Genomic DNA, 22,239 nt, shown 5'->3' with positions numbered 1-22,239 from the left:
CAGCATGGAGGAATCATGAAGGCAGCACGTTTCCACGCCCGCAAGGACATCAGGATCGAGGACATCCCGGAGCCGGAGCTGCGGGCGGGGGCGGTGAAGATCGACGTCGCGTGGTGCGGCATCTGCGGCACGGACCTGCACGAGTTCCTGGAGGGGCCGATCTTCTGTCCCGCGCCCGGGCATCCGCACCCGCTGTCCCACGAGGAATCCCCGGTGACCCTGGGGCACGAATTCTCCGGGACTGTCTCTGAAATCGGCGAAGGGGTCGAGGGGCTGGCAGTGGGTGACAACGTCGTCGTCGAGCCGTATTTCGTGGACGGTGACTGCGACATGTGCCAAGCGGGCAGCTACCACCTGTGCCGGCAGATGGGGTTCATCGGGCTCGCCGGCGGCGGGGGAGGGCTGAGCGAGAAGATCGTGGTGGACCGGCGGTGGGTGCACCCCATCGGCAACATTCCCTTGGATGAGGCCGCCCTGATCGAGCCGCTCTCCGTGGCCCACCACGCGGTGGCCCGCAGCGGCGCCAAGGAGGGCGACGTTGCCCTGGTGGGCGGGTCCGGGCCCATCGGCCTGCTTACCGCCGCCGTTCTCAAGGGCATGGGCGTCACCACGATCATCAGCGAGCTCACCCAGGCCCGCAAGGAAAAAGCCACCTCCAGCGGCGTGGCCGACCACGTCCTGGATCCCAGCAAGGAGGACGTCCCCGCCCGGGTCCGGGAACTGACCGGCGGCACGGGTGCGGACGTCGCCTTCGAATGCGCGGGCGTGAACGCGGTGCTGGACACCATGCTCGACGCCGTCAGGCCCGGGGCGGTGGTGGTCAACGTGTCCATCTGGGGCGCGCCGGCCACCGTGGACATGCAGAAGCTGGTGCTCAAGGAGATCGACCTGCGCGGCACCATCGCCTACGTCCGGGACCACCCGGCCGTGATCAAGATGGTGCAGGAGGGCAAGGTGGACCTCAAGCCGTTCATTACGGGCCGGATCGCGCTGGAGGACCTGGTGGAGCACGGCTTTGACACCCTCATCAACCACAAGGACACGGCGGTAAAGGTGCTGGTGCATCCGTAAATCGATTGCGTGGACTTAAGTCCCTGTCCCCGCAGCAACCCTCAGGCGTAGCTTGAATGTGGGTCCCGCAACCGCGGGGCCCGCATTCAAGGGGGGGCATCATGACCAGGCCCAGGCTTACGGCACTCAGCGTTCTCGGGCTCAGCGGCCTGATGCTCATTACGGGCTGCTTCGGCCCGCCCAGTCCGTCCCCGACCAGCAGTTCAGCTGCACCGTCCGCGAGCGCCACCAGCAGCGCCAGCGCCACCAGCAGCGCCAGTCCAAGCACGACGGCGGGCGGCACCACAACGGCGACGCCGACTTCGCCGCCCAGTACGTCAGCCGTGCCCACCAGCCCGGCTGCCCCGCCGCCGTCGTCCGCTCCCGCCAGCCCGGTAACGCAGGAACCGCAGCCCACGCAGGAACCCCAGCCCACCGGACTCCCGGAGCAGGTGGCCCCGCTGACCATCTACTACGTGGCGGTGGATGACAACGGAGTGTCCGGCCCCCGGATCGGCTGCGGCGACAGCCTGGTGGCCACCACCACGGCGCCGGTCAAGTTCACCGACCAGGTGCGGCCGAGCGTGGAGACCCTGCTCGCCAACAAGAAGCGCGACGTGGGCCTGTCCGGACTGATCAACGTGCTGTACCAGTCCAACCTGACGTACCTGGGCGGGGAGCTGAACGGAAGCACCATCAGCATCTGGCTTTCCGGGCAGTTCATGCTCGGCGGTGTCTGCGATATACCCAGGGCGAAGGCGCAGCTGGAGTACACCGCCATGGCCGCTTCCGGTGCCACCAGCGCGCAGGTGTTCGTGAACGGCCGGCCAATTGACGAGGTGCTGAGCCTTAAGTAGTAGTGGAGCATGGAGTCCGGACAGCAGCGCCAGGGAGGTAACCGGATGGACCGGCTGCAGCACCCGTTGTTCGCCCGCGCCTTCGCCAAGGGAGTGGCCGGCATGGACCGCCGCGGGGCAGCTGACCACCGGCGCAGGATCCTCGCCGGACTGCACGGATCCGTCATTGAAATAGGAGCGGGCGCGGGATCGTCCTTCGCGCTCTACCCGCCGGCCGTCAGCCACGTGCTGGCCCTGGAACCCGATGACTATCTGCGCGGCGTGGCGCAGATGGCGGCTGCTTCCGCCAGCGTACCGGTGACTGTTGTTGATGCGGCCGCGGAGCAGATCCCCGCGGAAAACGGCAGCGCCGACGCCGTGGTGGCCAGCCTTGTCCTTTGCAGCGTCAAGGACCAGGCTGCCGTGCTCGCGGAGATCCGCCGCGTCCTGCGCCCCGGCGGGACCTTGGCCTTTTACGAGCACGTCCGCTCCGCCCACCCGTTCCTGGGCAGAACGGAGGACGTGCTGACCCCGGTGTGGGGCCGGTTCATGGGCGGATGCCACCTCAACCGGGACACCCTGGCCGCGATCACCGCGGCAGGTTTCACGGTCCAGGACCACGAGCGGTTCGGCTTCGCCGTCCAGCGGTTCAACCCTCCCATCGCCCACATCCTGGGCCACGCCACCAGCCCCGGGCCGGCCAACTCGACGCCAAAACCGGTCGGCTCAGGCTCCGCGACATGAAAACCCTGGCCCTGACCGGAGCAGACGGCGTGCACATCAGCCTCCAGGAGTCCGGCGATCCCGGCGCACCTCCCGTGGTGCTGCTTCATGCCCTGGGCGACACCGCGGGGGACTGGAGAACAATTGCCGGTGCCCTCGCAGCCGACTACCGGGTGCTCGCCGTCGACCTTCGGGGCCACGGGGGCAGCGGCCGGCCTGGGAAGTATTCCTTTGAACTCATGCGTGACGACGTTGCGATTGTCCTCGAGGCCCTGGACCTCCGTAACGTGATCCTGGTTGGGCATTCCATGGGCGGAGTGGTGGCCTATCTCGTCGCACTTGCGCAACCCGGCCGACTGGCCCGCCTGGTCATTGAGGATGCACCGCCGCCTTATCCGCGGACGCGGGCGCTGCCCGAGCAGCCCCCGGGCGAGCTGCCCTTCGACTGGGCCGTTGTCCCCGCAATCGCCGGGCAGGTCAACGACCCTTCGCGCCGCTGGTGGCCCAGGCTGCCCGAAATTACGGTGCCCACGCTGCTGGTCGGCGGCGGGAACGGCAGCCACATTCCTCAGGAGCTGCTGGCCGAGGCCGCGGAACTGATCCCGGACTGCGCCCTGGTCACCCTGGAGGCAGGGCACAATGTGCATGCCGCCGCACCGCACCAGTTCCTCAACGCTGTCACGGGGTGGCTGGGGGAGCGGGCACCGTGAGGCTGGGTGTCGCGAAGGGCGGGATTTGTACGGGCGACTGTCAGAGACGAGTCGTACCCTAGTGCGGTAAAGGCAAATTCCCCGTCCAACGTGTCCGAACGGATCCGGCATGACAGACCTGAACGTCCGGGAGCGCGGCTCGCTCCAGCTGCCGATCACCGACGCCGCGAGCCTCAAGGCGGAACAGACGCTGGCGCGCCTGGGCTCCGGTCCGGGCGGCCTCAGCGAGGAGGAAGCGGGCCGCCGCCTGGAGCAGCTGGGGCCCAATGCCGTCCGGACGCACCGCGCCAACGCCTGGGCCGTGCTGGGCCGGCAGTTAGCCAGCCCCATCCTCATTCTCCTGATCGTCACGGCCGGCCTGTCACTGTTCCTCGGCGACGCCACCAACTCGATCGTGATCGGCGTGATCCTGCTGGTCAGCGTGGGCCTCGGCTTCGCCAATGAATACCGCGCTGAACTCGCCTCCGAGGCCCTGCACTCCCGTGTCACCCACAAGGCTGCCGTCCAGCGCGGCGGGACCACCCGGGAAGTGGACGTCACCGCCCTGGTGCCCGGCGACGTCGTCCATCTTTCCCTGGGTGCAATTGTCCCGGCGGATATCCGGCTCCTCACCACGAACAACCTGCTCTGCGACGAAAGCATCCTTACGGGCGAGTCCCAGGCGGCCGCCAAGGATCCTGCCCCCGTTCCCGGCGGCGCCTCCCTTGCCGACCTCGCCTCCTGCGTGTTCATGGGCACCGTGATCCAGTCCGGCGGCTGCAGCGGCGTGGTGGTGGCCACCGGCGGCCGCGCCGAGTTCGGCCGGATCGCGCTGGGCCTGGGCGAACGGCAGCCGCAGACCGAGTTCCAGCTGGGCCTCAAACGGTTCTCGTTCCTGCTGCTGCAGGTGGCCGTGGTGCTCACGTCGCTGATCTTCGTCGCCAACCTGCTGCTGCAGCGGCCCCTGCTGGAATCGCTGCTCTTCTCACTGGCCATCGCGGTGGGCATCACACCGCAGCTGCTGCCCGCCGTCGTCAGCACCAGCCTGGCCACCGGCACCCGCCAGCTGGCCAAGCGGAAGGTCCTGGTCAAGCGGCTGGTGTGCATCGAGGACCTGGGGGACATGGACATCCTGGTCACGGACAAAACCGGGACCCTCACCGAGGGGAAGATCAGCTTCACCCGTGCCCTCCCGGCCAGTGACACAATGTCCGACGCCGGCCTGCTCACCCTGGGCCTGCTGGCTACCGAGGCGAACTACGCCGGCGCGAAGGTCTCCTCCGCCGGCCAGAACCCGCTGGATGCCGCGCTGTGGGAGAGCCCCGGCGCGGCGGCCTTCGACCCCGCACGGTTCGAGCGGCTGGACCTGATTGGCTTCGACCACCAGCGCCGCCGGACCACGGCGCTGGTCAGTGAAGCCGGCGGCCCCGCCCTGCTGGTCACCAAGGGTGCCCCCGAAGATGTCCTGGCCCTGTGCGCGCCCATCACCCTGGCAGCGCAGGCGCTGCTGGATGAACAGTTCGACGCCGGCTCCCGGGTGGTTGCCGTCGCCACCCGCCCTGCGGCGGGGCTCAGCCGGCTGACTCGTGCCGATGAGCAGGACCTCACCCTTGCCGGCTTCCTGGTGTTCCTGGACCGGCCCAAGGCCAACGCCCGGCAGTCGCTGGACCGGCTTGAGGCGCTGGGCATCTCGGTGAAACTCGCCACCGGGGACAACGCCAAAGTGGCGGAGCGGGCGTGCGCGGACCTGGACGTGATCTCCGGCGGCACGCTGACAGGCGCCGAGGTTGAGGGAATGTCCGACGCCGACCTTGCCGCCGCCGCGCGCACGGCCACCATCTTCGCCCGCGTCTCCCCCGAACAAAAGGCACGCATCATCACTTTGCTTCGGGAAAGCGGCGGGGCGGTGGGCTTCATGGGCGACGGCGTCAACGATGCGCTGGCACTGCACAAGGCGGACATCGGCATTTCCGTCGATACCGCAACGGACGTGGCCAAGGACGCGGCCGACGTCGTCCTCTTGGACAAGGACCTCGGCGTCCTGGCGGACGGCGTGATGGAGGGCCGGCGGATCTTCGCCAACACCATCAAGTACGTGCTGATGGGAACGTCCAGTAACTTCGGCAACATGTTCAGCGCGGCCACGGCCTCCGTGGTGCTCAGCTTCCTGCCCATGCTGCCCGGCCAGATCCTGCTCAATAATCTGCTCTACGACTCCGGGCAGCTGGCCATCCCGGGCGACCGCGTGGACAAGGAACAACTCCGTGCCCCCTCGCACTGGAACATCGCCTTCATCCGCCGGTTCATGCTGCTCTTCGGGCCCATCAGTTCACTGTTCGACTTCGCCACCTTCGCCCTGATGCTGTTCGTCTTCACCGCGGCGCCGGGGGAGTTCAGGGCCGGCTGGTTCATCGAATCCATCGCCACCCAGACGCTGATCATCTTCGCCATCCGCACCCGGCGCGTGCCGTTCCTGCGCAGCCGGCCATCCGCTGGCCTGCTCGCAGCGTCCCTGGGCGTGGTGGCGCTGGGGGTATTCCTGCCGCTTTCACCCCTGGCAAGCGTGCTGGGCTTCGACCCGTTGCCGGTGCCGTTCTTCCTGGCTTTGCTGGGCATGGTGGTGGTGTACCTGGTGCTGGTGGAGCTGGCCAAGCAGTGGTTCTTTGCCCGTGATGCACAGCAGTTGGCGGCTCCGCCGCCGCCCGTGCAGCGCCGGCACGCCACGCACCACATCTCCCGGCGGGCGTTCCGGTTCAGCATTCCCGTCCGGGTGCCTCCGCTGCCAGCGCCTGCCGTGAGGGCACGCAGGGCACGGCGGAATAGGCCCGTTCGTAATCTCTAGCGCCAGCAGGGCTGTGGGTTGTTAGCATGGTTTATAGAGGCGCTGGGGCTCGTCTTTATGTGTTCGAAGGTGATGCAGACCGCCGTGAATGCGTTCGATTTGGAGCAATATTCATGTGGCGTGAACCCATCAGACGACGAACCCGGGAACTCCTGCGGGAGTTCGTGGAGCGGGCCGACGATTTAGTCAGGGCACAGGAACATGTTGAGGGCCTGCTCGGTGCCGTGGTCTCCATGACCGAGGACCTCACCCTGGAAGCAGTACTGGACAGGCTGGTGCAGTCAGCGTGCGAACTCGTGGGGGCACGCTACGGAGCGTTGGGCGTCATCGGGGATGACCAGCAGCTCAGCCACTTCATTACGGTCGGCATTGACGACGAAGGTGCCCGGGTCATCGGCGACCTGCCCACCGACCACGGCGTGCTTGGCCAGTTGATCCGCGAACCCAAGCCTTTGCACCTCCACGACCTGGGCGAGCACCCCATAGCGGTGGGTTTCCCGGCCAACGATCCGCCCATGAACTCCTTCCTGGGCGTCCCGGTGCGGGTCCGTAACGAGGTTTTCGGGAACCTGTACCTGACGGAGAAAAACGGCGGCCAGGAGTTTACGGGTGAGGATGAGGATCTTGCCGTTGCCCTCGCGGCAGCCGCCGGTGTGGCCATCCAGAACGCCAAATTGTTCGATGACAGTACGCGGCGCCAGCGGTGGCTGGAAGCAGGAATGGAAGTCAGCGACCGGTTGAAGGACCAGCCGCGGTCCGACACGGAAAACCTGGACATGATCGCGGAGCGGGCCCTGAACGCCTCCGGCTCGGTACTGTCCCTGATCGCGTCGGCATGTCCGGACGGAACCATCAGGTGCAGAACGTCCCTGGGTGCCCAGTCCGTTCTCCGTGGTCAGGACCTGCCCGATTCGTCCGTCGTGTCCACGGTGCTGGAGACCGGGGAGTCCAAGGCCCTGGGCGACCCCCTCCAGGTCTTCGACCCGGCGTCGGCCGAAAAACTTGGGCCGGTGCTCGTAGCGGCGCTGGGGAGCAACAGCGACGGCCACCGGGACAGTGTCCTGATTCTGGCCCGAGGCTCCGGGGGAAACCGCTACACGGACGTGGACGTTGAGCAGAGCGCGGTGTTTGCGTCACGGATAGGCCTCACGCTTGACCTGCTCAAGGCCAACCAGCTGCGGGAAGAGCACGCGCTGTTCATAGACCGGGAACGGATCGCGGCAGATTTGCACGACCTGGTGATCCAACGGCTCTTCGCGGCTGGGCTGAGCATCCAGGGCCTTCGCCGCTACACCTCGGATCCCGCTGCACACGAGCGCCGCATCGCGGCCGTCACCGGGGAGCTGGACGACTGCATCCATCAGCTTCGCGACACCATCTACTCACTGCAGGCGAGGGAACCCGACAAGGAGCTTCTCAGTGGGCGCGTGCTCCGTGCAGTCCAGGAAGCCGCCAACGCCGCAGGGTTCCTCCCCAGGATCCAGCTGTCCGGGCCGGTGGACGATGCCGTGGGCGGCGAGGTTGCCGAACAACTCCTCCGGGTCCTCCAGGAGAGCGTCAGCAACGCCGTCAGGCATTCGGGGTCGGAGGACATCTCCATCCTTCTGGCCACGCAGGAAGATGAAGTGGTCCTGACAGTGAGCGACAACGGCCGCGGGTTCAAGGATCCGCAACGGGTCAGCGGGTTGAACAACATGAGGAACCGGGCGGAGCGCCTTGGCGGCAGCTGCGTGATCGACAGCACCCCCGGCAAAGGCACCAGCGTGACGTGGACGGCGCCCGCCGCCGGCTGAAGGGGTTTTGCGCGACGGTCGAGGGCCTTGTTGTCAGTGCAGCAGGTCCCACGCGCCGGGGATCAACTGGCCCCGCCGCCGGAACCCCAGCTTTTGAAGTACGGCGGATACGTAGCTGGCAACGGTGGCGTCGGGCAGCATCATGTCCTGCGCGATCTGCCGGTTGGTGTATCCGCGTGCCATGTGGGCAAGCACCTTCCGCTCCGTTTGCGTCATGCCTCTCAGCCACGGCGCGGAAGCCGTTGCGTAAAGGCTTTCGGCTACCCTCTCCCTGACGCCGGGCCAAATCGCCGGAACACCGGCGGCGGTGCTGCGGATGCACTTGACCAGGGCCTCGCTATCTCCAATGCGTTTGATGACGTATCCCGACGCCCCAGCCAGAACCGCAGCCCGGACCGCATGCTGTTCGTCCAGGCTGGTCAGGATCAGGCATCGAACCCCGGGGGCGGTTGAGCGTATTTCCCGGCACACCTCAATGCCGGTGCCGTCCGGCAGTCTGTCGTCCAGCACCGCTATGTCCGGTTCCAGGACATGGATCAGGCGGACGGATTCCGCTGCCGAGCCGCTGTCGCCAACCACCTCGAAGCCCTCGTGCTCCAGCAGGTCACTAAGTCCTTGCCGGACCATCTTGTGGTCATTCAGGATGAAGACCCGGATGGGCAGGGAAGGAGGCGGGGCCTCATATGGTGTTGCTGCTGCTGTATCCATGAAGACGCTCTCGTAGGACCTTTGTCCTTCCCGGCCGCCCTTTCCGTGCAGCCGCCCCTCCGAAAGGAACGTCAGTACATCGTCCGGCACTAGGGCCACTCAATTCCCAGCGCCGTACCGGCCGAAGCCGGAATGTCACGGGTGGTGCCGCAGACCGAACACGTGGTGCTGTGGTCCGGTCCGTTCACCCACCGGTGGGATTCCTCCAAACGGTACTCATACCGGCCGCCAAGCTCCTGGAGCCGGTTCAACGCGACGCTGGCAGTTTCCCATGAACTCCAGCGGCCCACCACCCCGCCGTTGTCCTTGGAGATGACATTACATCCGCCATCGCCGAGCTCACGGTCGCTGTCCTGGCCGCCTGGCGGTTCCCCGCCGCCGTGGACTGCCCTGTACTCCTCTGCCGTTGCCATGGTCCCCATCTCCGGCTCAAGCAGCCTTCTGCTGCGGGCAGGTGAGGAAGGCTTCCAGGGCTTCGAGGGTGGTGACGGCGTCATGGAAGGCCGGGTTGCGGTGTGGGTGCAGGCGGTGCAGCAGCCCGCCGTTGTACTGGAGCCGGCGCCGGGCAGCACTGACCGTGCGGCTGGCGAAGCCCAGGTCGCCGGGATGGCGCGGCAGGGCCCGGGTCATGCACTGGATCGAGGCCAGCGCGACGGCGAGGACGTTGGCGTCCATCTGCTGCCCCGCCGCCCGGTACGCGCGCAGCTGCGAAGCGAACCCGTCCCAGATTTCCCGGGCCACCGTCTGCGCCACCTCTGTCCGTGCCTCGCCGGCAGCCAGCCCACACTCCATGAGCTTCTCGTGGAGGCAGCTGAACCTGTTGGCAAGCTTCTCCACTACCTTCGCAGTTTCCCCCGTTTCCAGGGCAGGTGAAGGTGCCGGGGTGAAGTTCGATGGATGCAGGAGCATCGCCCTTCTGCGCGCCGCTTCCGCCTGCGATATTGGGGCGGGGCGAAGCGTGAGGATGTCAGCGGACATGCCGGTCCTTTCAAAATCCAGTTAGTCTGCAGGGGGCGCCTGCAGGCCGGCGTCGTCCTTGGCCGTGCCGGCTGAAACACTGGGGGTCATGGGGAATGCCGCTCCAGCCTCGCAACGTGAGGACCTGGACGGCGCCTTTATCAGAATGCCAAGCGCCCCGGGTCCGGCTATAGGGCTGAAGGTCCCGTCCTGCGCCAGAGCTTCGACGGCCGAAATGCTGCCCGTGCCGGATGACGCCGTGGCCCGGTTGGCGCCGGTGACCCGGGGAACCGGCCGCCCGGATAATGCCGATGCCCGGCGGAAGGCGGGGGCTTTGGGCCCTGTTTCCGGTTTCGGCCCCGTCCTAGCCTGAAGTAAGGAGCGCGGCGTACGGCCGCGTGCCGGATCCGGGAGGCACACGGTGAAATCGGCAAACGCAAGCGTCGTCGCGGGCATCGTCCTCATTGCGCTGGGTGTGCTGCTGCTGCTGGACAGGCTCGGCGTCATGGACACCGCAGCCTTCGTGGCACCGCTGATCTTCGCCGCCGTCGGGGTCTTGTTCCTGTCCCTGTTCGTCAGGCGCAGGGAGAACTGGTGGGCAGCGATCCCCGGGTCCGTGTTCCTGGGCCTGGCCGCGGTCATTACCACCACCCAACTTACCGGCGGCGCCTGGGGAGCAGCCTTCCTGTTCCTCTTCATGGGCGCCGGGTTCGCCGCCGTCTTCCTGCGGGAACCGGGCAACTGGTGGGCCCTGATTCCGTCCGGTGTCATGCTGACGCTGGCGGTCATCGTGGCCCTCCCGCAGGAACTGCAGGGCACGCCCACCGCAGCCGTCCTTTTCCTGGGCCTGGCCGCCACCTTCGGGGTGCTGTCCCTGATCCCGGTCCGCGTTGATGACACCAGCAGCCACACCGAGCGCATGAAGTGGCCGTTGATTCCGGCCGGGATCCTCACGGTGATGGGGCTGATCTTCGTCCTCCAGGCCACGGCCCTGCTGATCCCCACGGACTTCGCCTTCCCCGCGGTCATGATCGTGGCCGGCGCCGCACTGGTGGTGTACGCCTACCTCGCCCACCGCGACGGCCGGCAAAAGGCCCAGGGCCCCGGTCCCCGCGCAGGCTGAGCCCTCCCGCGAGATGGCATTACGCGGCAGTCCCGGGCACGGGCATTGCCCTTAAGTGCCATCTCGGGTGAGGGGCCGCGCGAGCAGCGTGGTCCACAGGTGCCAGAGCATGGCCGCGAGCGTGGCCAGGAATGCGGCAACCGCCAGCCACAGTTCCGCCCTGCCGATGGCGGCCACCAGGGGCAGCCCGTCGGCGCGGCCAAGGTAGATCCCGGCCACGGCATACATGCCCAGCGGAAAGATGACGCTCCACAGCCCCGGCTCGTAGGACAACGGCACCCTGTGGACCACGTGCCGCCACCAGCCCGCTGCCAGCAGTACAGGAAAGAGCCACGACGCGAAGGACCAGAACACCACGGAGGCGCCTCCCACCAGCCCGCGCGTTGCATCGACCATCGGTGCCCCGGCCATTTCCACGATCCGGGCCCCTGCCAGGACGCTGATGGCCATGGCGCCCATGGCCACAAAGTAGTGCGGGCGCAGGTCCTGCGGCCGGATGGGATAGGTCATCAGTCGAAGCGAGACGAAGATCCCCACCGCGGCGTACAGGATGAGCCCCACAGACCAGGCCACGACGGCGACGAGCGCCAGGGCCGCGCGCCAGTCCGGTGCGGCGAGGGGTTCGATGGACGCTGCCGCCACTGCCACGGATTGGCTGGCGACGCACCAGATGAACCACGAGCCGTTGGCATCCTTGACCACCGGCCGCTCGGACCTGCCCAGGACCGCCGTCCATGGCACGACATAGCCGAGCACCACCCAGGCGAGCGCCGCAACCGCCAGCAGTGCCGCCGTCGTACCCTGCCACCCCGCCATGCCAAGCCGCGTCCCCAGGACGTTTGTTCCGGCAATGAAGGTGAAGAAGCCGAACGCCCGGCCCGGGTCCAGAAAATCGCCGCGCATATCCGCCGCGAACCAGGCCAGGCGGAACAGGCTGAGCGCCAGGATCACGAGGTAGGAGAGCCCGCACACCACCAGCAGGATCAGCGAGAGGGCGTGGAATCCTTCGAGCTCAAGCCCTACGGAGATGATCCCGCTGGCCATGGTGAGGGCGAAGTAGCCGGGAGTGAGGGTCCGCACCGCCTGCCGGGCGCGGGAGCCGAAGGAGTGCCGGGCGTCGGTGGCGGTGTCCATGCCCCAAGCTTAGGGCCGGGGTTCCGCCGCGAGATGGCACTTCACGGCAGTCGAGGGCAGGAGGACTGACGGGAAGTGCCAACTCGCGGAGTGCCTCACCGGGCTTGTAGCCCACGGGAAGCCGCTAGGAAAGCGGCTCCGCCCGGGCCCAATGCGCACGCAGCAGCGCGGCCACCCGCTCCGGTTCCGCCCGGTGCGGCGGGTCGAAATGGTGGCGTTCGGGAAACACCTCCAGCCGGAAATCAGGGAAGACGCGGGACAGCCGGTCCGCGTTGTCCCCCTGTTCGTCCGGGCTGCTCATGCCGCCCAGCACAAACAGCACCGGGTTGGTGAAGGCGGCCAGCTTTTCCCGGTCCAGGTCGTACGTGGTGAACGCCTGGAGGAAGGCGCTGATCCCGGCCGGACGCTTGGCCATCCACGACGGCGGCGGGCCGGGCGGCGGAGGCGGCAGGACGGCGTCGGGCTTCACCTGCAGCCTCGTGAAGGCGGACATGAACTCCTCCGGCGGCAGGTCATGCAGTTCCCCGTAGTGCTGCCACAGTGCCGTGTGCGCCGGGCTCCAGTCCCAGTTCCCCGCCCACGCCGGCTCAAGCAAAGCCAGGCTGCGAAGCCGTTGCGGATGCTTGGCTGCCAGTGCCAGGGCGCATGCGCCCCCGCCGGAGTAGCCCAGCAGGTGGAAGGTGTCCCAGCCGCGGGAGCCGGCCTCGCGGAGCACCCCGTCCGCCTCCGTGTCCAAGCTCCAGTCAGGCGGTGGAGCGTCCCCGTTGTAGAGCTCCAGCTCCTTGGCGACGGCCTCCACGGAGGGTCCCAAAATCTCCAGCAGCCTGCCGTACGCCGGGCCAGCGCGAAGGACACTGCCGGGAAGCAGGATCACACGGAACGGTTCCATGGCACCACCTTCCGCAGACGCCGGCCGGCTACCCCGCCGCCCGCGGGGACGTGCGCTGCTTGGGCTCCTTCGGCGGCAGGGTGGCAACGTAATCCAGCGCCTTCACGGCCCACGCCCGCGCCCGGGTCTCATCGCCGTCGCCCTCTTCATTCCACACTTCCGGCAGCCCGGTGTACCCGCCCATCGGCCGGTCCGCCGGTCCGAACGGCACGGTCCGCTCGGAGGACTCCAGGAGTTCCTTGTCCTCCCGGGAGAGCTTCACCCCGATCGTGGAGCCGAACAGCCCGGCGAACATGTTCCCGTTGACGAACGCGCCAAGGTTGCCGAACATCGGCTTCACCACCACCCCGGGATGGGCGGGGACGACGCGCCGAAACCGTTCTTTGTCTTCCTCGGTTGCTTTGGGCATCTCCATGGCTTCATCTCCCGGTGGCAGGGTCTCGGCAGGATCTGGATGCAGGATATGCCTGTTCGCCAGTGTGGTCGAGAGGCCGGCGACGCCACAGGGCAGCCCGGAAATAATGCCCTTCTGAGCAGGTCAAACTTCCCGGGGGAGTGCTATATATAGCTCAAGGCAACTAATTTTGGCTGCCTTTCCACGTGGCACGATCCGGGATGTTACCGGGGGGCTGGAGGCGACGGTGCTGTACACGCCAGCCTGGGCCCCGGCTGCACAGCCCCGGACCCCGGCCGCCGGCAGGCCCATGTTTTTGGCCCTCGCCGTCCTCAGCCTCGCGTTCCTCACCGCCTGCAGCGGCGGCATCAGCCAGTCCGTGTCCACGGCCGTGAAGGACAGCTCCTCTGCGGTCGCCACCGCCAGGATCGCCCTGCGCCAGGACATGGACGGCAAGCTGACCCGGGCCGCGGCCTCCACCACCCTTGACGATGAGCTCAAGGAAATCCAGACCAGCCGCGGCAGCATCCTGAAACTCTCGCCCGCCACCGGGCAGGACCGCGAAACGCAGAAACAGGCACTGGACGTGCTGGACCAGTGCGCGGCCGGCTTCGCCACGGCGCGCGCCGCGCTGGCAGCGGACAACGGCGGCACCCCCTCGCTCGCCGACGGTGACAAGGCGCTCGCGGCCGTTCAGAACGCCCTCAAGCAGCTCGATGGCAAGGTGGGGGACAAGTGAAGCGGCTCCTCGGCGTCGCACTTGGGATCCTCACCGCCATCGGCGGTTTCGTGGACATCGGGGACCTGGTGACCAACGCCGTCGTCGGCTCCCGCTTTGGCCTGTCCCTCGTGTGGGTGGTGGTGATCGGCGTGGTGGGGATCGTCCTGTTCGCCAACATGTCCGGCCGGGTGGCTGCGGTCTCCGGAAGGGCCACGTTTGAGGTGATCCGCGAACGGCTGGGGCCGCGGGCCGGGCTGGCCAACCTCTCGGCGTCGTTCCTGATCAACCTGATGACCGTCACCGCGGAGATCGGCGGCGTTGCCCTGGCCCTGCAACTGGCCAGCAGCGTCTACTACCTGCTGTGGATTCCCGTGGCTGCGCTGGCGGTGTGGCTGGTGATCTGGCGGGTCCGGTTCTCCATCATGGAAAACGTCACCGGCCTGCTGGGGCTGACCCTGGTCATCTTCGCGGTGGCGCTGTTCCTGTTGAAGCCGGACTGGGGCTCGCTGGCCGGGCAGCTGGCACCCGTCGTGCCCCAGCAGGAAACCGTCTGGAGCTACAGCTACTACGCCATCGCCCTGTTCGGCGCGGCCATGACCCCCTACGAGGTGTTCTTCTTCTCCTCCGGCGCTGTGGAGGAAGGGTGGACCGTGAAGGACCTGGCCCAGTCGCGGATCAACGTCCTGGTCGGGTTCCCGCTGGGCGGCCTGCTGTCCGTCTCGATCGCCGCATGCGCCGCAGTCGTCCTCCTGCCGGCGGGCATCTCGGTGACCTCGCTGTCCCAGGTGATCCTGCCCGTGGCCGAGGGCGCCGGGAAGCTCGGGCTGGCCTTCGTCCTGGTGGGCATCGTGGCCGCAACCTTCGGTGCCGCCCTGGAAACCACACTCTCCAGCGGATACACCCTGGCGCAGTTCTTCGGCTGGTCCTGGGGCAAATTCCGCCGCCCCGCCCAGGCCGCCCGCTTCCACCTCTCCATGATCGTCTGCCTGCTGGTGGGCATCGCGGTGCTGGCCACCGGCGTCGACCCGGTCCTGGTGACCGAATATTCAGTGGTGTTCTCCGCCATCGCCCTGCCGCTGACCTACCTGCCCATCCTCATCGTCGCCAACGATCCCCAATACATGCGCGAGCACGTGAATGGCCGGGCGGTGAACGTGCTGGGCATGATCTACCTGGTGATCATCCTGGTCGCCTCCATCACCGCCATCCCGCTCATGATCGTCACAGGAGCAGGCTCATGAGCTCACCGTCCGCCCCGCTGCCCAAAGTCCCGCACGTGGCCGGGCGTATCCTGGATGCCCAGCTGCACCTGATGGACCGGCAGGTTTTGGATCACGACGGCGTCCCGGTCACCACCGTGGACGACCTTGAGGTGAGCGGGCCTGCCTTGGACGAGCAGATCGCCCCGGGCACCCCCGCGCCGGTGATCACCGCGCTGTTGACCGGGTCGGTCCTGGGGACGCGCATCTTTGGCGGCAGGCCGCCGTCGTCCCGGCTGATCCGCATCCCCTGGAAGGACGTGGCGGAGGTGGGCGTGGTGGTGCGGCTCGGAGTCAAGGGTGGGCCACTGGACGCCAGCTGGGTGGAGCGGTGGGTCCGGGACAAGATCATCGCGCGCATCCCGGGAGGCCGCCATGATCCTCGGTGACCTGCTGGGCACCCCGGTGCTGGATGCCGACGGCGGGCGGCTGGGCCGCGTGGCCGACGTCCGGTTCGTGCTGGACGGGGCGCCCCGCCAGCTGATGGCCGAACCGCGGCTGTTGGGGATGATCGTCGGGCCCCACAGCGCCTCCTCGTTCCTGGGGTACGAGAGAAACGGCCTCACCCGGCCCCGCATGATTGCCCGGATCCTGCAGTGGCGGCACCGCGGGTCGTTCCTGGTTCTGTGGGAGGACATCGCAATGGTGGCCACCCACTCTGTCAGGCTCCGCCCCGGGTACACCCGCTACAGCGCGGCCTTGGAGGACCACGGGCAGGCGTAAAACCCGGGGGCGGGAAGGAATCAATCTAGTGGGTCTGCAGCATGTTCCACAGGATCAGGTCGTGGGCATGCTTGGCTTTGTCGTCGCCACGGAAGTCGGCCTCTTTGATGCTTCCCCCTGTATCGATACCGATACTTGAGGTTGAGGCGAAACGCCCCATCATCGATTTATTCGACAGCATTGAGACTGACCGGATGTTCTTGTACGGAACGGACACGATGGCGAGCTTGTTGCCCACGAAGCTCTTGTCCTGCAAGATAACCCGCATGTTCGTGATGCCGACGAAACCGGTCCCGACGCCTATGCAGTCGTAGACGGCGTAAACCTGTTCGCCTTGCAAAAGACCCGCCTGGATTTGTGCGAGCTGTTCTGGTTTGTCGTGAATAATCGCGTTCATGGTGGTCCTTAGCCGGTCTGTTCAGTTAGTCGCGCAGGGGAAGGTTCTTGGCATCGTGTCGGAAAGAGGCGGCGCCGGCCAGGATCATGATCCCCTCGACCAAGCCCCAAAGCGCAAGGAAACCAAGTCCCAGGCTGCTTAGAACGATGGTCACGACGATCTGGATAATCCCGATAAGCGTGTAACCCAAGTAGAAGCGGTGGATGCCGAGGCCTCCCAAGAAGATTCCGAGCAGCCCGGCAACCAACTTTGATTTCTGCTGCGGATAGTTCTGCCCCTGGTTAGGCGCTGGTGGTTGCTGGGACATCTGCGGGTACGACGCCTGGTACTGACCTTGACCGGGATAAGGCGTCTGGTACTGCGGGGGCTGTGGTTGGCCGGGCTGGGGTGCTTGGTACTGCGGGGGCTGGGGTTGTCCCGGATGCGGCGCGGGCGGTGTCACGTTCTCAGGCTGCTGGGGTTGCTGGTCAGTCATGTGGTTCCTCCACTACGAAAAGGTCCGCTTGTGTGCGAAGTCCCTCCTCGAAGGGCAGCTTCCCCACAAGCCGCGTATAGCCCTATTGTGACTGCACGTTGTCGTGTTTGGGTGGATTGGGTCGTGTCCCGGATGGCTTCCCAAGGAAAGCTACAAGAGCGCCGCCACATGCTCCCTCGGTGAGGACAGCGCGGCGCTGGAGGACCACGGGCAGGCGTAATACGGGCGTGAACAGGCGCGCAATTAGGTATGGGCGCAATCTCCTGTAGTGTTGAACCTGTTGTTGTGTTTATGCAGTTGGTAGTTCAGGCAGTACGCACGGTCGAAAGTCCGTGTTCTTCTGAAGTAGCGGTTTTTGAACACCCCACGCCGGAGGGCCCGAAAGTCGGGACTTTCCCTCCACCTTCACGAAGGACAAAAATAATGGCTACTGGTACCGTCAAATGGTTTAACGCTGAAAAGGGCTTCGGCTTCATCTCCCCGGACGACTCCTCGCAGGACGTTTTCGCGCACTACTCCGCGATCAACTCCTCCGGCTTCCGCTCCCTCGAAGAGAACCAGAAGGTTTCCTTCGACACCGAGCAGGGCCCCAAGGGTCCCCAGGCCACCAACATCCAGGCTCTCTAATTTCCTAGGGACTGGAACCGTTAGGTTTCTCTAAAGCAGGGCTTGCCGTTCATCGGTAGGCCCTGCTTTTTGTTAACCCGCTTGCGCCAGTTCCATAACCGGCCCTCGACCTCACAACCGGTGTTGGGCACCAACGCTTATGCGGGGCAGCACCGGTCAAGCGGGGCAGGGCCGGTTATGGGGCGCAGCGGGGGCTGCCCAAACGGCTAGCGCAGCCCCATCGCCTCACGGACCTCATCGAGGATGTGGTGCATGGCCTGTTCCGCCGCCGCAGTGTCCCCGCCAGCCACAGCGGTGGCCACGTCCTCGTGCGCCTCAAGCGCTTCGCCCCTCGGCTTGAACGGCATAAGGCCCTGTTTGGTGCGGCTGGTCAGCACCTCCGCGATCATTCCCTCGAGTGCACGGAACATCTCGTTGCCGCAGCTCCGCAGAAGCAGCTGATGGAACGCGATGTCGGCGGCCAGGAAGGCCTGCAGGTCGCCGGCTTCGCCCAGCCTGCGGAGGTCGGCCGCCAGGGATACCAGCTGGGCACGCTCGGCCGCGCTGGCCCGGCGGGCCGCGCCGGCAGCGGCAATGGGTTCGACGGCGATGCGCAGCTCGGTCAGGCTGCCGTACTGCAGGTCCCGGCGGTCCGAGGCCAGGCGCCACCGCACCAGCTTCGGATCAAATACGTTCCACAGTGACGGCTCCTGCACCACGATGCCCACGCGCCGCCGCGAATAGACCAGGTTCATGGATTCCAGGACCTTCATGGTGTCGCGGGCAACGGTCCTGGAAATTCCGTACTCCCGCTGCAGGCCCTCGAGGGTGAGCCGGCTGCCCGGGGCGAGGTTTCCGGAGGCGATCGCCACCCCTACTGCCTCAATGACCCGGCCCTGCGCGGCAGGGGAGGCCCCGCCGTCGTGCATTTCATCGCCGTCCTGGATTGTCGCCGTCGACATTCTTTCCCCGTTCGCTTCCGCGCCATTGCGCCCTCCAAGGATACCCATGCGGAGACCAAAGGTATGACTTGTGACACGCAAAGATAGTATCTATACCGCCAAAAGGTGATACCTTATCGCATAGCCCGTTTTGCAGCGGCCTGACAGCGAGCTTCTTCCAAAGCCAAAGACGTCTTCTCCGGAGGTATGACATGCAGTATCCAGCCACGCATCTTGTGGTCATGGGCGTTGCCGGATCCGGCAAATCCACCCTGGCAGCAGCGCTCTCCCGGCAACTCGGCTGGGCCTGCGCCGAGGCGGACGAATTCCACCCCGAAGCAAACATCGCCAAGATGACGCAGGGCATTCCCCTCCAGGATGAGGACCGCTGGCCCTGGCTGCAGGAAATCCGCGACTGGATATCCGCCCAGGCCGCCGCCGGCAAGAGCACGGTCCTGACCTGCTCGGCGCTCAAACACAGCTACCGCGCCCTGCTGTCCCAGGCCGGAGGCCGGGTTGTCTTCCTCCACCTCGACGGCGGCGCGGACCTGATCAGCCAGCGGATGCAGGGCCGGGAAGGGCATTTCATGCCACCCACCCTCCTGCCCAGCCAGCTGGCCACTCTTGAGCCACTCACCCAGGAAGAGCGCGACGCCGGCAGTCTCCGCCTCGACATCGCCCGCTCACCCGAGGAGCTGGTCGCCGCCGTCGTCAACGCCCTCAAGCTCCCCACCGGCCAGGCGCCCCAGGCGTCCTGACCCCATAGTCCCCAACCCTGTTTCAAAGGAGAACCATGACCATCGAAGGATGGACCCAGACGATGGGCGCAGGTCCGCTGCTGCTCGTCGCCGCGGCAGCGATTCTTGTGCTGCTGTTCCTGATCATCCGGCTGCGGATGCACGCCCTGATCGCCCTGATCCTCATCAGCCTGGCCACGGCCTTCGCCACCGGGATCCCCGCCAACAAGGTGGTTCCGGTCCTGGTGGACGGCTTCGGCACCACCCTGGGGACGGTGGCGCTGCTGGTGGGCCTGGGCGCGATGCTGGGCAGGATCGTGGAAACCAGCGGCGGGGCAAAGGTCCTGGCGGACTACCTGATCGGCGTGTTCGGTGAAAAGCGCGCCCCGTTCGCACTGGGCCTGGCCTCGCTGATCTTCGGCTTCCCCATCTTCTTCGACGCCGGCCTGGTGGTCATGCTTCCGGTGGTCTTCGCTGTTGCCCACCGCCTGGGCGGGGGAGTGCTCCGCTACGGCCTTCCCGCCGCCGGCGCCTTCTCGGTGATGCACATTTTCCTGCCGCCGCACCCGGGCCCGGTGTCCGCCGCGGCCTTCTTCGACGCCAACATCGGCCTGGTGCTGATCGCCGGCCTCATCACCGCCATCCCCACCTGGTACGTCACCGCCTACCTCTACGGCCTGTACACGGGCAGGAAACTGGTTCTTCCCGTCCCCGAGATCCTGGGCCACGCGAGTGCAGAAGCCGAGGCCCACCCGCCGAGGTTCCGCACCATCATCGGCCTGCTGCTCCTGCCGCTGGTGCTGATCTTCCTCAACACCGGCCTGAACACCCTCGCTTCTTCCGGCGTGCTGGACGAGTCCGTCAAGAAGGAACAGTGGTTCCAGGTCCTGCGGACCATTGGTGAGACGCCCGTGGCGCTGCTGATCGCTGTGCTGGTGGCACTGTTCGTGCTGGGCACCCGCCGCGGCCGCGACGGTGCAGCCATGGAGCGTCTGCTCGAGTCCTCCCTTGGCCCGGTCTGCTCCGTCATCCTGATCACCGGCGCCGGCGGCATGTTCGGCGGCGTCCTGCGGACCTCCGGCATCGGCAAGGCACTGGCCGACGTCCTGGGCAACGTTGGCATTCCGCTGATCCTGGCAGGCTTCCTGATCTCCGCCATCCTCCGCATCGCGCAGGGCTCGGCGACGGTTGCCCTGACCACCACCGCCGGCCTGATCGCCCCCGCCGTGGCGGCGGGCGGGCTCAACGGCATGCAGATTGCCGCCATGGTCATCGCCGTGGCTGCCGGCTCCGTGGTGGTGTCGCACGTCAACGACTCCGGCTTCTGGCTGGTGGGCCGCTTCTTCGGCATGGACGTCAAGACCACCCTGAAAACCTGGACCGTGATGGAAACCCTGATCGGCGTGATGGGCTTCGCCATCGCCGCAGTCATCTTCCTGGTGGCCGGCGCGGTGGGCTGACCCCTCCAAAGCAGTGCGGCGGCGGGGCGGCTGGTGGGAACACCGGCCGCCCCGCCGTCGTTATGCCACTTGGTGCGCCACGCCGGTGCGCCGCCCGCCGAACCAAAGGACACCCCTTGACTCCTCGCACCATCGTGATCACCGGCGCCAGCGACGGCATCGGAGCGGCAGCCGCACGGACGCTGGCCAAGGCAGGGGAGCAGGTGGTGGTCGTCGGCCGTTCCGCCGAAAAGACCAGCGCCCTGGCCGGGGACATCGGCGCGGACCACTATCTGGCCGACTTCGCCGACCTGGCACAGGTCCGCGACCTCGCCGCGAAACTGAAGGCCAACTACCCGCGCATCGATGTCCTGGCCAACAACGCCGGCGGCATCATGGGCAAGCGGACGCTCACCGTTGACGGCAACGAATCCACCTTCCAGGTCAACCACCTGGCGCCGTTCCTGCTCACCACCCTCCTCATGGACACTCTCACCGCCGGCAACGCCAAGGTCATCAACACCTCCAGCGCGGCGAACAACTTCGGCAAGCTGGACCTCTTCGACCTCACCGCCGAACACGGGTACAGCACCAACCGCGCCTACGGCACAGGCAAGCTGGCCAACATCCTGTTCACCTCCGAGCTGCACCGCCGGTTCCACGACCAGGGGATCACGACGGCGGCATTCCACCCGGGGGTGGTCCGCACCAACTTCGCGGCGGAGTCTTCAAGCCCGTTCCGGCACGCCTACACCACCCTGCTGAACCGCTTTATGCTCAGCCCGGACCAAGGTGCCGACACCATGCTCTGGCTCATCGACGGCACCGCCGGCACGGACTGGATCTCCGGGGCCTACTACGCCAAGCGCGCCCTGGCCAAGGCCAACCCGCAGGCGTACGACGCCGTACTGGCGCGCGGGCTGTGGGAGAAGAGCGAAGAACTGGTCAAGGCGTTCGTGTAGTCCTACCGTTCGCAGCGGACCTATTCGCAGCCCACGCCGTCGTGGTCCCTGTCCAGCCCGTAGATATCCCGGCCCATGACCTGGACCGGGCCGCGGACGTAGGCCGGCCCGTTGCCGCTTCCGCCCGCGCAGTCCACGTCGGAGGCGACCGGGACGCAGCCTGAATAGTTCGGGTCGCAGCCCGGGTTGGTCCCCGGAACGGCAGGTGCCACGGGAGCCGGAGGGGCCGCGGCCTTCGCCGCCGCCTCCGCTGCTGCCTTTGCCGCCGCGTCCTGGGCCGCCCTGGCCTCGGCGGCCTGGTGTGCGGCTGCGGCGTCGGCTGCGGCTTTGTCTGCCGCGGCCTTGTCGGCGGCCGCTTTGTCCGCCGCGGCCTTATCCGCTGCTGCCTTGTCTGCCGCCGCCTTTGCTGCCTCCGCGGCTGCGATCTTGTCGCTGACGCGCTTGGACTGGGCGGCTTCAAGCCACACCAGCCTGCCGGACTCGTCTTTGGTGCACACGTAGCTGACTCCCGCGGACACCTGCTGCGCGTTGACGGTCGTGCACGGTGTATCGGCAACAGGGGTGCTGGTGGTCCTCGGTGCAGCGGGAGCTGCAGAGGCAGCGTCGCTGGCGGGTCCCGCGGCGGCAGTCAGCGATGCTTGGGGTGCGCCGCAGCCAGCCAGGAGAAGCACGACGGCGGCCGCGGCCCCAGTGACGAGCGCTTTGGTTGAGCGTTCATGGCGGTTCGCTGCTGCCGTGTGTGGGTTTTGCTGACGACGGAGATGCGGCAGCGGAAAGTTGTGGAAGCCGGGCATGGTTGTCCCCCAAGGGCGTGTGCTGGATGCGGATGCACGGTCAGCGT

The 22,239-nt window shown here is 66.9% G+C and carries 25 protein-coding genes; 15 read left to right on the top strand and 10 right to left on the bottom strand.

Annotation, left to right across the window (positions count from 1 at the left end):
* The first annotated feature begins 15 nt into the window (after positions 1-15).
* The 6 genes from QF031_RS14600 (at position 16) to QF031_RS14575 (ending at position 7,933) form a co-directional block, all read left to right on the top strand.
* Entirely contained in the window at positions 16-1,071 is a 1,056-nt protein-coding gene (locus QF031_RS14600) for a 2,3-butanediol dehydrogenase (RefSeq protein ID WP_307429522.1), read from the top strand.
* 101 nt (positions 1,072-1,172) lie between these two features.
* Complete coding sequence (locus tag QF031_RS14595; RefSeq protein WP_307429520.1) at positions 1,173-1,907, top strand: hypothetical protein; 735 nt, start codon at positions 1,173-1,175, stop codon at positions 1,905-1,907.
* 9 nt (positions 1,908-1,916) lie between these two features.
* Positions 1,917-2,630: a class I SAM-dependent methyltransferase gene (locus tag QF031_RS14590; protein ID WP_307429517.1), complete on the top strand. Its 714-nt coding sequence runs from the start codon at positions 1,917-1,919 to the stop codon at positions 2,628-2,630.
* Complete coding sequence (locus tag QF031_RS14585; protein ID WP_307429514.1) at positions 2,627-3,319, top strand: alpha/beta fold hydrolase; 693 nt, start codon at positions 2,627-2,629, stop codon at positions 3,317-3,319. The genes QF031_RS14590 and QF031_RS14585 overlap by 4 nt, the downstream gene beginning before the upstream one ends.
* 109 nt (positions 3,320-3,428) lie before the next feature.
* A complete protein-coding gene (mgtA, locus tag QF031_RS14580; protein WP_307429510.1) occupies positions 3,429-6,140 on the top strand; it encodes a magnesium-translocating P-type ATPase in 2,712 nt (903 codons plus the stop codon).
* A 113-nt stretch (positions 6,141-6,253) separates the two neighbouring features.
* Positions 6,254-7,933: a GAF domain-containing sensor histidine kinase gene (locus QF031_RS14575; RefSeq protein ID WP_307429507.1), complete on the top strand. Its 1,680-nt coding sequence runs from the start codon at positions 6,254-6,256 to the stop codon at positions 7,931-7,933.
* A gap of 33 nt (positions 7,934-7,966) precedes the next feature.
* Here the strand turns inward: QF031_RS14575 and QF031_RS14570 are convergent, their stop codons facing one another.
* Genes QF031_RS14570 through QF031_RS14560 form a run of 3 tightly spaced genes read right to left on the bottom strand, consistent with a single transcriptional unit; the run spans position 7,967 to position 9,619 of the window.
* The gene (locus tag QF031_RS14570) at positions 7,967-8,731 is read right to left on the bottom strand and encodes a response regulator (RefSeq protein ID WP_307429504.1); all 765 of its coding nucleotides are present in this window, start codon (positions 8,729-8,731) and stop codon (positions 7,967-7,969) included.
* Positions 8,731-9,054 carry a hypothetical protein gene (locus QF031_RS14565; protein ID WP_307429501.1) on the bottom strand — a complete coding sequence of 108 codons (324 nt, stop codon included), beginning with the start codon at positions 9,052-9,054 and terminating at the stop codon, positions 8,731-8,733. Before QF031_RS14565 ends, QF031_RS14570 begins: the two co-directional genes overlap by 1 nt.
* Before the next feature lie 16 nt (positions 9,055-9,070).
* Entirely contained in the window at positions 9,071-9,619 is a 549-nt protein-coding gene (locus QF031_RS14560) for a hypothetical protein (RefSeq protein WP_307429498.1), read from the bottom strand.
* A 400-nt stretch (positions 9,620-10,019) separates the two neighbouring features.
* Here QF031_RS14560 and QF031_RS14555 point away from each other — a divergent pair, with 400 nt between their 5' ends.
* Positions 10,020-10,721 (top strand): hypothetical protein, encoded by a 702-nt coding sequence (locus QF031_RS14555; protein WP_307429495.1) that lies wholly within the window; start codon positions 10,020-10,022, stop codon positions 10,719-10,721.
* Between the two features lie 51 nt (positions 10,722-10,772).
* Here the strand turns inward: QF031_RS14555 and QF031_RS14550 are convergent, their stop codons facing one another.
* From QF031_RS14550 to QF031_RS14540, 3 genes are all read right to left on the bottom strand, one after another.
* Positions 10,773-11,855, bottom strand: a complete 1,083-nt coding sequence (locus QF031_RS14550) for a tellurite resistance/C4-dicarboxylate transporter family protein (protein ID WP_307429492.1) — start codon at positions 11,853-11,855, stop codon at positions 10,773-10,775.
* A gap of 124 nt (positions 11,856-11,979) precedes the next feature.
* Complete coding sequence (locus QF031_RS14545; RefSeq protein ID WP_307429490.1) at positions 11,980-12,744, bottom strand: alpha/beta fold hydrolase; 765 nt, start codon at positions 12,742-12,744, stop codon at positions 11,980-11,982.
* Positions 12,745-12,772: 28 nt separating this feature from the next.
* Positions 12,773-13,159, bottom strand: coding sequence for a TfoX/Sxy family protein (locus QF031_RS14540; RefSeq protein WP_307429487.1), 387 nt, complete (start codon positions 13,157-13,159; stop codon positions 12,773-12,775).
* A gap of 226 nt (positions 13,160-13,385) precedes the next feature.
* On the opposite strand from QF031_RS14540, the gene QF031_RS14535 reads away from it, so the two are divergent.
* From QF031_RS14535 to QF031_RS14520, 4 genes are read left to right on the top strand one after another with little or no spacing between them, the layout of a single operon-like run.
* Positions 13,386-13,877 carry a hypothetical protein gene (locus QF031_RS14535; protein ID WP_307429483.1) on the top strand — a complete coding sequence of 164 codons (492 nt, stop codon included), beginning with the start codon at positions 13,386-13,388 and terminating at the stop codon, positions 13,875-13,877.
* Positions 13,874-15,100, top strand: coding sequence for an Nramp family divalent metal transporter (locus QF031_RS14530; protein WP_307429480.1), 1,227 nt, complete (start codon positions 13,874-13,876; stop codon positions 15,098-15,100). The genes QF031_RS14535 and QF031_RS14530 overlap by 4 nt, the downstream gene beginning before the upstream one ends.
* Positions 15,097-15,507: a hypothetical protein gene (locus tag QF031_RS14525; protein WP_307429477.1), complete on the top strand. Its 411-nt coding sequence runs from the start codon at positions 15,097-15,099 to the stop codon at positions 15,505-15,507. The genes QF031_RS14530 and QF031_RS14525 overlap by 4 nt, the downstream gene beginning before the upstream one ends.
* Positions 15,494-15,841, top strand: coding sequence for a PRC-barrel domain-containing protein (locus QF031_RS14520; RefSeq protein ID WP_307429473.1), 348 nt, complete (start codon positions 15,494-15,496; stop codon positions 15,839-15,841). The genes QF031_RS14525 and QF031_RS14520 overlap by 14 nt, the downstream gene beginning before the upstream one ends.
* 25 nt (positions 15,842-15,866) lie before the next feature.
* On the opposite strand, the gene QF031_RS14515 is transcribed toward QF031_RS14520, so the two are convergent.
* Positions 15,867-16,238: a PH domain-containing protein gene (locus QF031_RS14515; protein WP_307429470.1), complete on the bottom strand. Its 372-nt coding sequence runs from the start codon at positions 16,236-16,238 to the stop codon at positions 15,867-15,869.
* A 25-nt stretch (positions 16,239-16,263) separates the two neighbouring features.
* Positions 16,264-16,713, bottom strand: coding sequence for a TM2 domain-containing protein (locus QF031_RS14510; RefSeq protein ID WP_307429467.1), 450 nt, complete (start codon positions 16,711-16,713; stop codon positions 16,264-16,266).
* A gap of 423 nt (positions 16,714-17,136) precedes the next feature.
* Here QF031_RS14510 and QF031_RS14505 point away from each other — a divergent pair, with 423 nt between their 5' ends.
* Positions 17,137-17,340: a cold-shock protein gene (locus tag QF031_RS14505; RefSeq protein WP_015936345.1), complete on the top strand. Its 204-nt coding sequence runs from the start codon at positions 17,137-17,139 to the stop codon at positions 17,338-17,340.
* Positions 17,341-17,546: 206 nt separating this feature from the next.
* Here QF031_RS14505 and QF031_RS14500 read toward each other — a convergent pair whose 3' ends face one another.
* Positions 17,547-18,281: a FadR/GntR family transcriptional regulator gene (locus tag QF031_RS14500; RefSeq protein WP_307429464.1), complete on the bottom strand. Its 735-nt coding sequence runs from the start codon at positions 18,279-18,281 to the stop codon at positions 17,547-17,549.
* Between the two features lie 191 nt (positions 18,282-18,472).
* Here QF031_RS14500 and QF031_RS14495 point away from each other — a divergent pair, with 191 nt between their 5' ends.
* The 3 genes from QF031_RS14495 (at position 18,473) to QF031_RS14485 (ending at position 21,398) form a co-directional block, all read left to right on the top strand.
* Positions 18,473-19,018 (top strand): gluconokinase, encoded by a 546-nt coding sequence (locus tag QF031_RS14495; protein WP_307429461.1) that lies wholly within the window; start codon positions 18,473-18,475, stop codon positions 19,016-19,018.
* A gap of 35 nt (positions 19,019-19,053) precedes the next feature.
* Positions 19,054-20,457, top strand: coding sequence for a GntP family permease (locus tag QF031_RS14490; RefSeq protein WP_307429458.1), 1,404 nt, complete (start codon positions 19,054-19,056; stop codon positions 20,455-20,457).
* 116 nt (positions 20,458-20,573) lie between these two features.
* Entirely contained in the window at positions 20,574-21,398 is an 825-nt protein-coding gene (locus tag QF031_RS14485) for an SDR family NAD(P)-dependent oxidoreductase (RefSeq protein WP_307429455.1), read from the top strand.
* Positions 21,399-21,418: 20 nt separating this feature from the next.
* On the opposite strand, the gene QF031_RS14480 is transcribed toward QF031_RS14485, so the two are convergent.
* Entirely contained in the window at positions 21,419-22,192 is a 774-nt protein-coding gene (locus QF031_RS14480; protein ID WP_307429453.1) for a hypothetical protein, read from the bottom strand.
* Between the last annotated feature and the right edge of the window lie 47 nt (positions 22,193-22,239).

It is taken from the genome of Pseudarthrobacter defluvii (genome assembly GCF_030816725.1).
GTDB lineage: Bacteria > Actinomycetota > Actinomycetes > Actinomycetales > Micrococcaceae > Arthrobacter > Arthrobacter defluvii_A.
Note: the sequence above shows the minus strand (reverse complement) of the source record. Positions and strands in the feature narration are given on the sequence as shown.

What these genes read in the sequence shown, in the direction of transcription:
- QF031_RS14600 (WP_307429522.1), top strand. Translation starts at nt 16, where the DNA reads ATGAAGGCAGCACGTTTCCACGCCCGCAAGGACATCAGGATCGAGGAC.
- QF031_RS14595 (WP_307429520.1), top strand. Translation starts at nt 1,173, where the DNA reads ATGACCAGGCCCAGGCTTACGGCACTCAGCGTTCTCGGGCTCAGCGGC.
- QF031_RS14590 (WP_307429517.1), top strand. Translation starts at nt 1,917, where the DNA reads ATGGAGTCCGGACAGCAGCGCCAGGGAGGTAACCGGATGGACCGGCTG.
- QF031_RS14585 (WP_307429514.1), top strand. Translation starts at nt 2,627, where the DNA reads ATGAAAACCCTGGCCCTGACCGGAGCAGACGGCGTGCACATCAGCCTC.
- mgtA (WP_307429510.1), top strand. Translation starts at nt 3,429, where the DNA reads ATGACAGACCTGAACGTCCGGGAGCGCGGCTCGCTCCAGCTGCCGATC.
- QF031_RS14575 (WP_307429507.1), top strand. Translation starts at nt 6,254, where the DNA reads ATGTGGCGTGAACCCATCAGACGACGAACCCGGGAACTCCTGCGGGAG.
- QF031_RS14565 (WP_307429501.1), bottom strand. Translation starts at nt 9,054, where the DNA reads ATGGCAACGGCAGAGGAGTACAGGGCAGTCCACGGCGGCGGGGAACCG.
- QF031_RS14560 (WP_307429498.1), bottom strand. Translation starts at nt 9,619, where the DNA reads ATGTCCGCTGACATCCTCACGCTTCGCCCCGCCCCAATATCGCAGGCG.
- QF031_RS14550 (WP_307429492.1), bottom strand. Translation starts at nt 11,855, where the DNA reads ATGGACACCGCCACCGACGCCCGGCACTCCTTCGGCTCCCGCGCCCGG.
- QF031_RS14545 (WP_307429490.1), bottom strand. Translation starts at nt 12,744, where the DNA reads ATGGAACCGTTCCGTGTGATCCTGCTTCCCGGCAGTGTCCTTCGCGCT.
- QF031_RS14540 (WP_307429487.1), bottom strand. Translation starts at nt 13,159, where the DNA reads ATGGAGATGCCCAAAGCAACCGAGGAAGACAAAGAACGGTTTCGGCGC.
- QF031_RS14525 (WP_307429477.1), top strand. Translation starts at nt 15,097, where the DNA reads ATGAGCTCACCGTCCGCCCCGCTGCCCAAAGTCCCGCACGTGGCCGGG.
- QF031_RS14520 (WP_307429473.1), top strand. Translation starts at nt 15,494, where the DNA reads ATGATCCTCGGTGACCTGCTGGGCACCCCGGTGCTGGATGCCGACGGC.
- QF031_RS14515 (WP_307429470.1), bottom strand. Translation starts at nt 16,238, where the DNA reads ATGAACGCGATTATTCACGACAAACCAGAACAGCTCGCACAAATCCAG.
- QF031_RS14510 (WP_307429467.1), bottom strand. Translation starts at nt 16,713, where the DNA reads ATGACTGACCAGCAACCCCAGCAGCCTGAGAACGTGACACCGCCCGCG.
- QF031_RS14505 (WP_015936345.1), top strand. Translation starts at nt 17,137, where the DNA reads ATGGCTACTGGTACCGTCAAATGGTTTAACGCTGAAAAGGGCTTCGGC.
- QF031_RS14500 (WP_307429464.1), bottom strand. Translation starts at nt 18,281, where the DNA reads ATGTCGACGGCGACAATCCAGGACGGCGATGAAATGCACGACGGCGGG.
- QF031_RS14495 (WP_307429461.1), top strand. Translation starts at nt 18,473, where the DNA reads ATGCAGTATCCAGCCACGCATCTTGTGGTCATGGGCGTTGCCGGATCC.
- QF031_RS14490 (WP_307429458.1), top strand. Translation starts at nt 19,054, where the DNA reads ATGACCATCGAAGGATGGACCCAGACGATGGGCGCAGGTCCGCTGCTG.
- QF031_RS14480 (WP_307429453.1), bottom strand. Translation starts at nt 22,192, where the DNA reads ATGCCCGGCTTCCACAACTTTCCGCTGCCGCATCTCCGTCGTCAGCAA.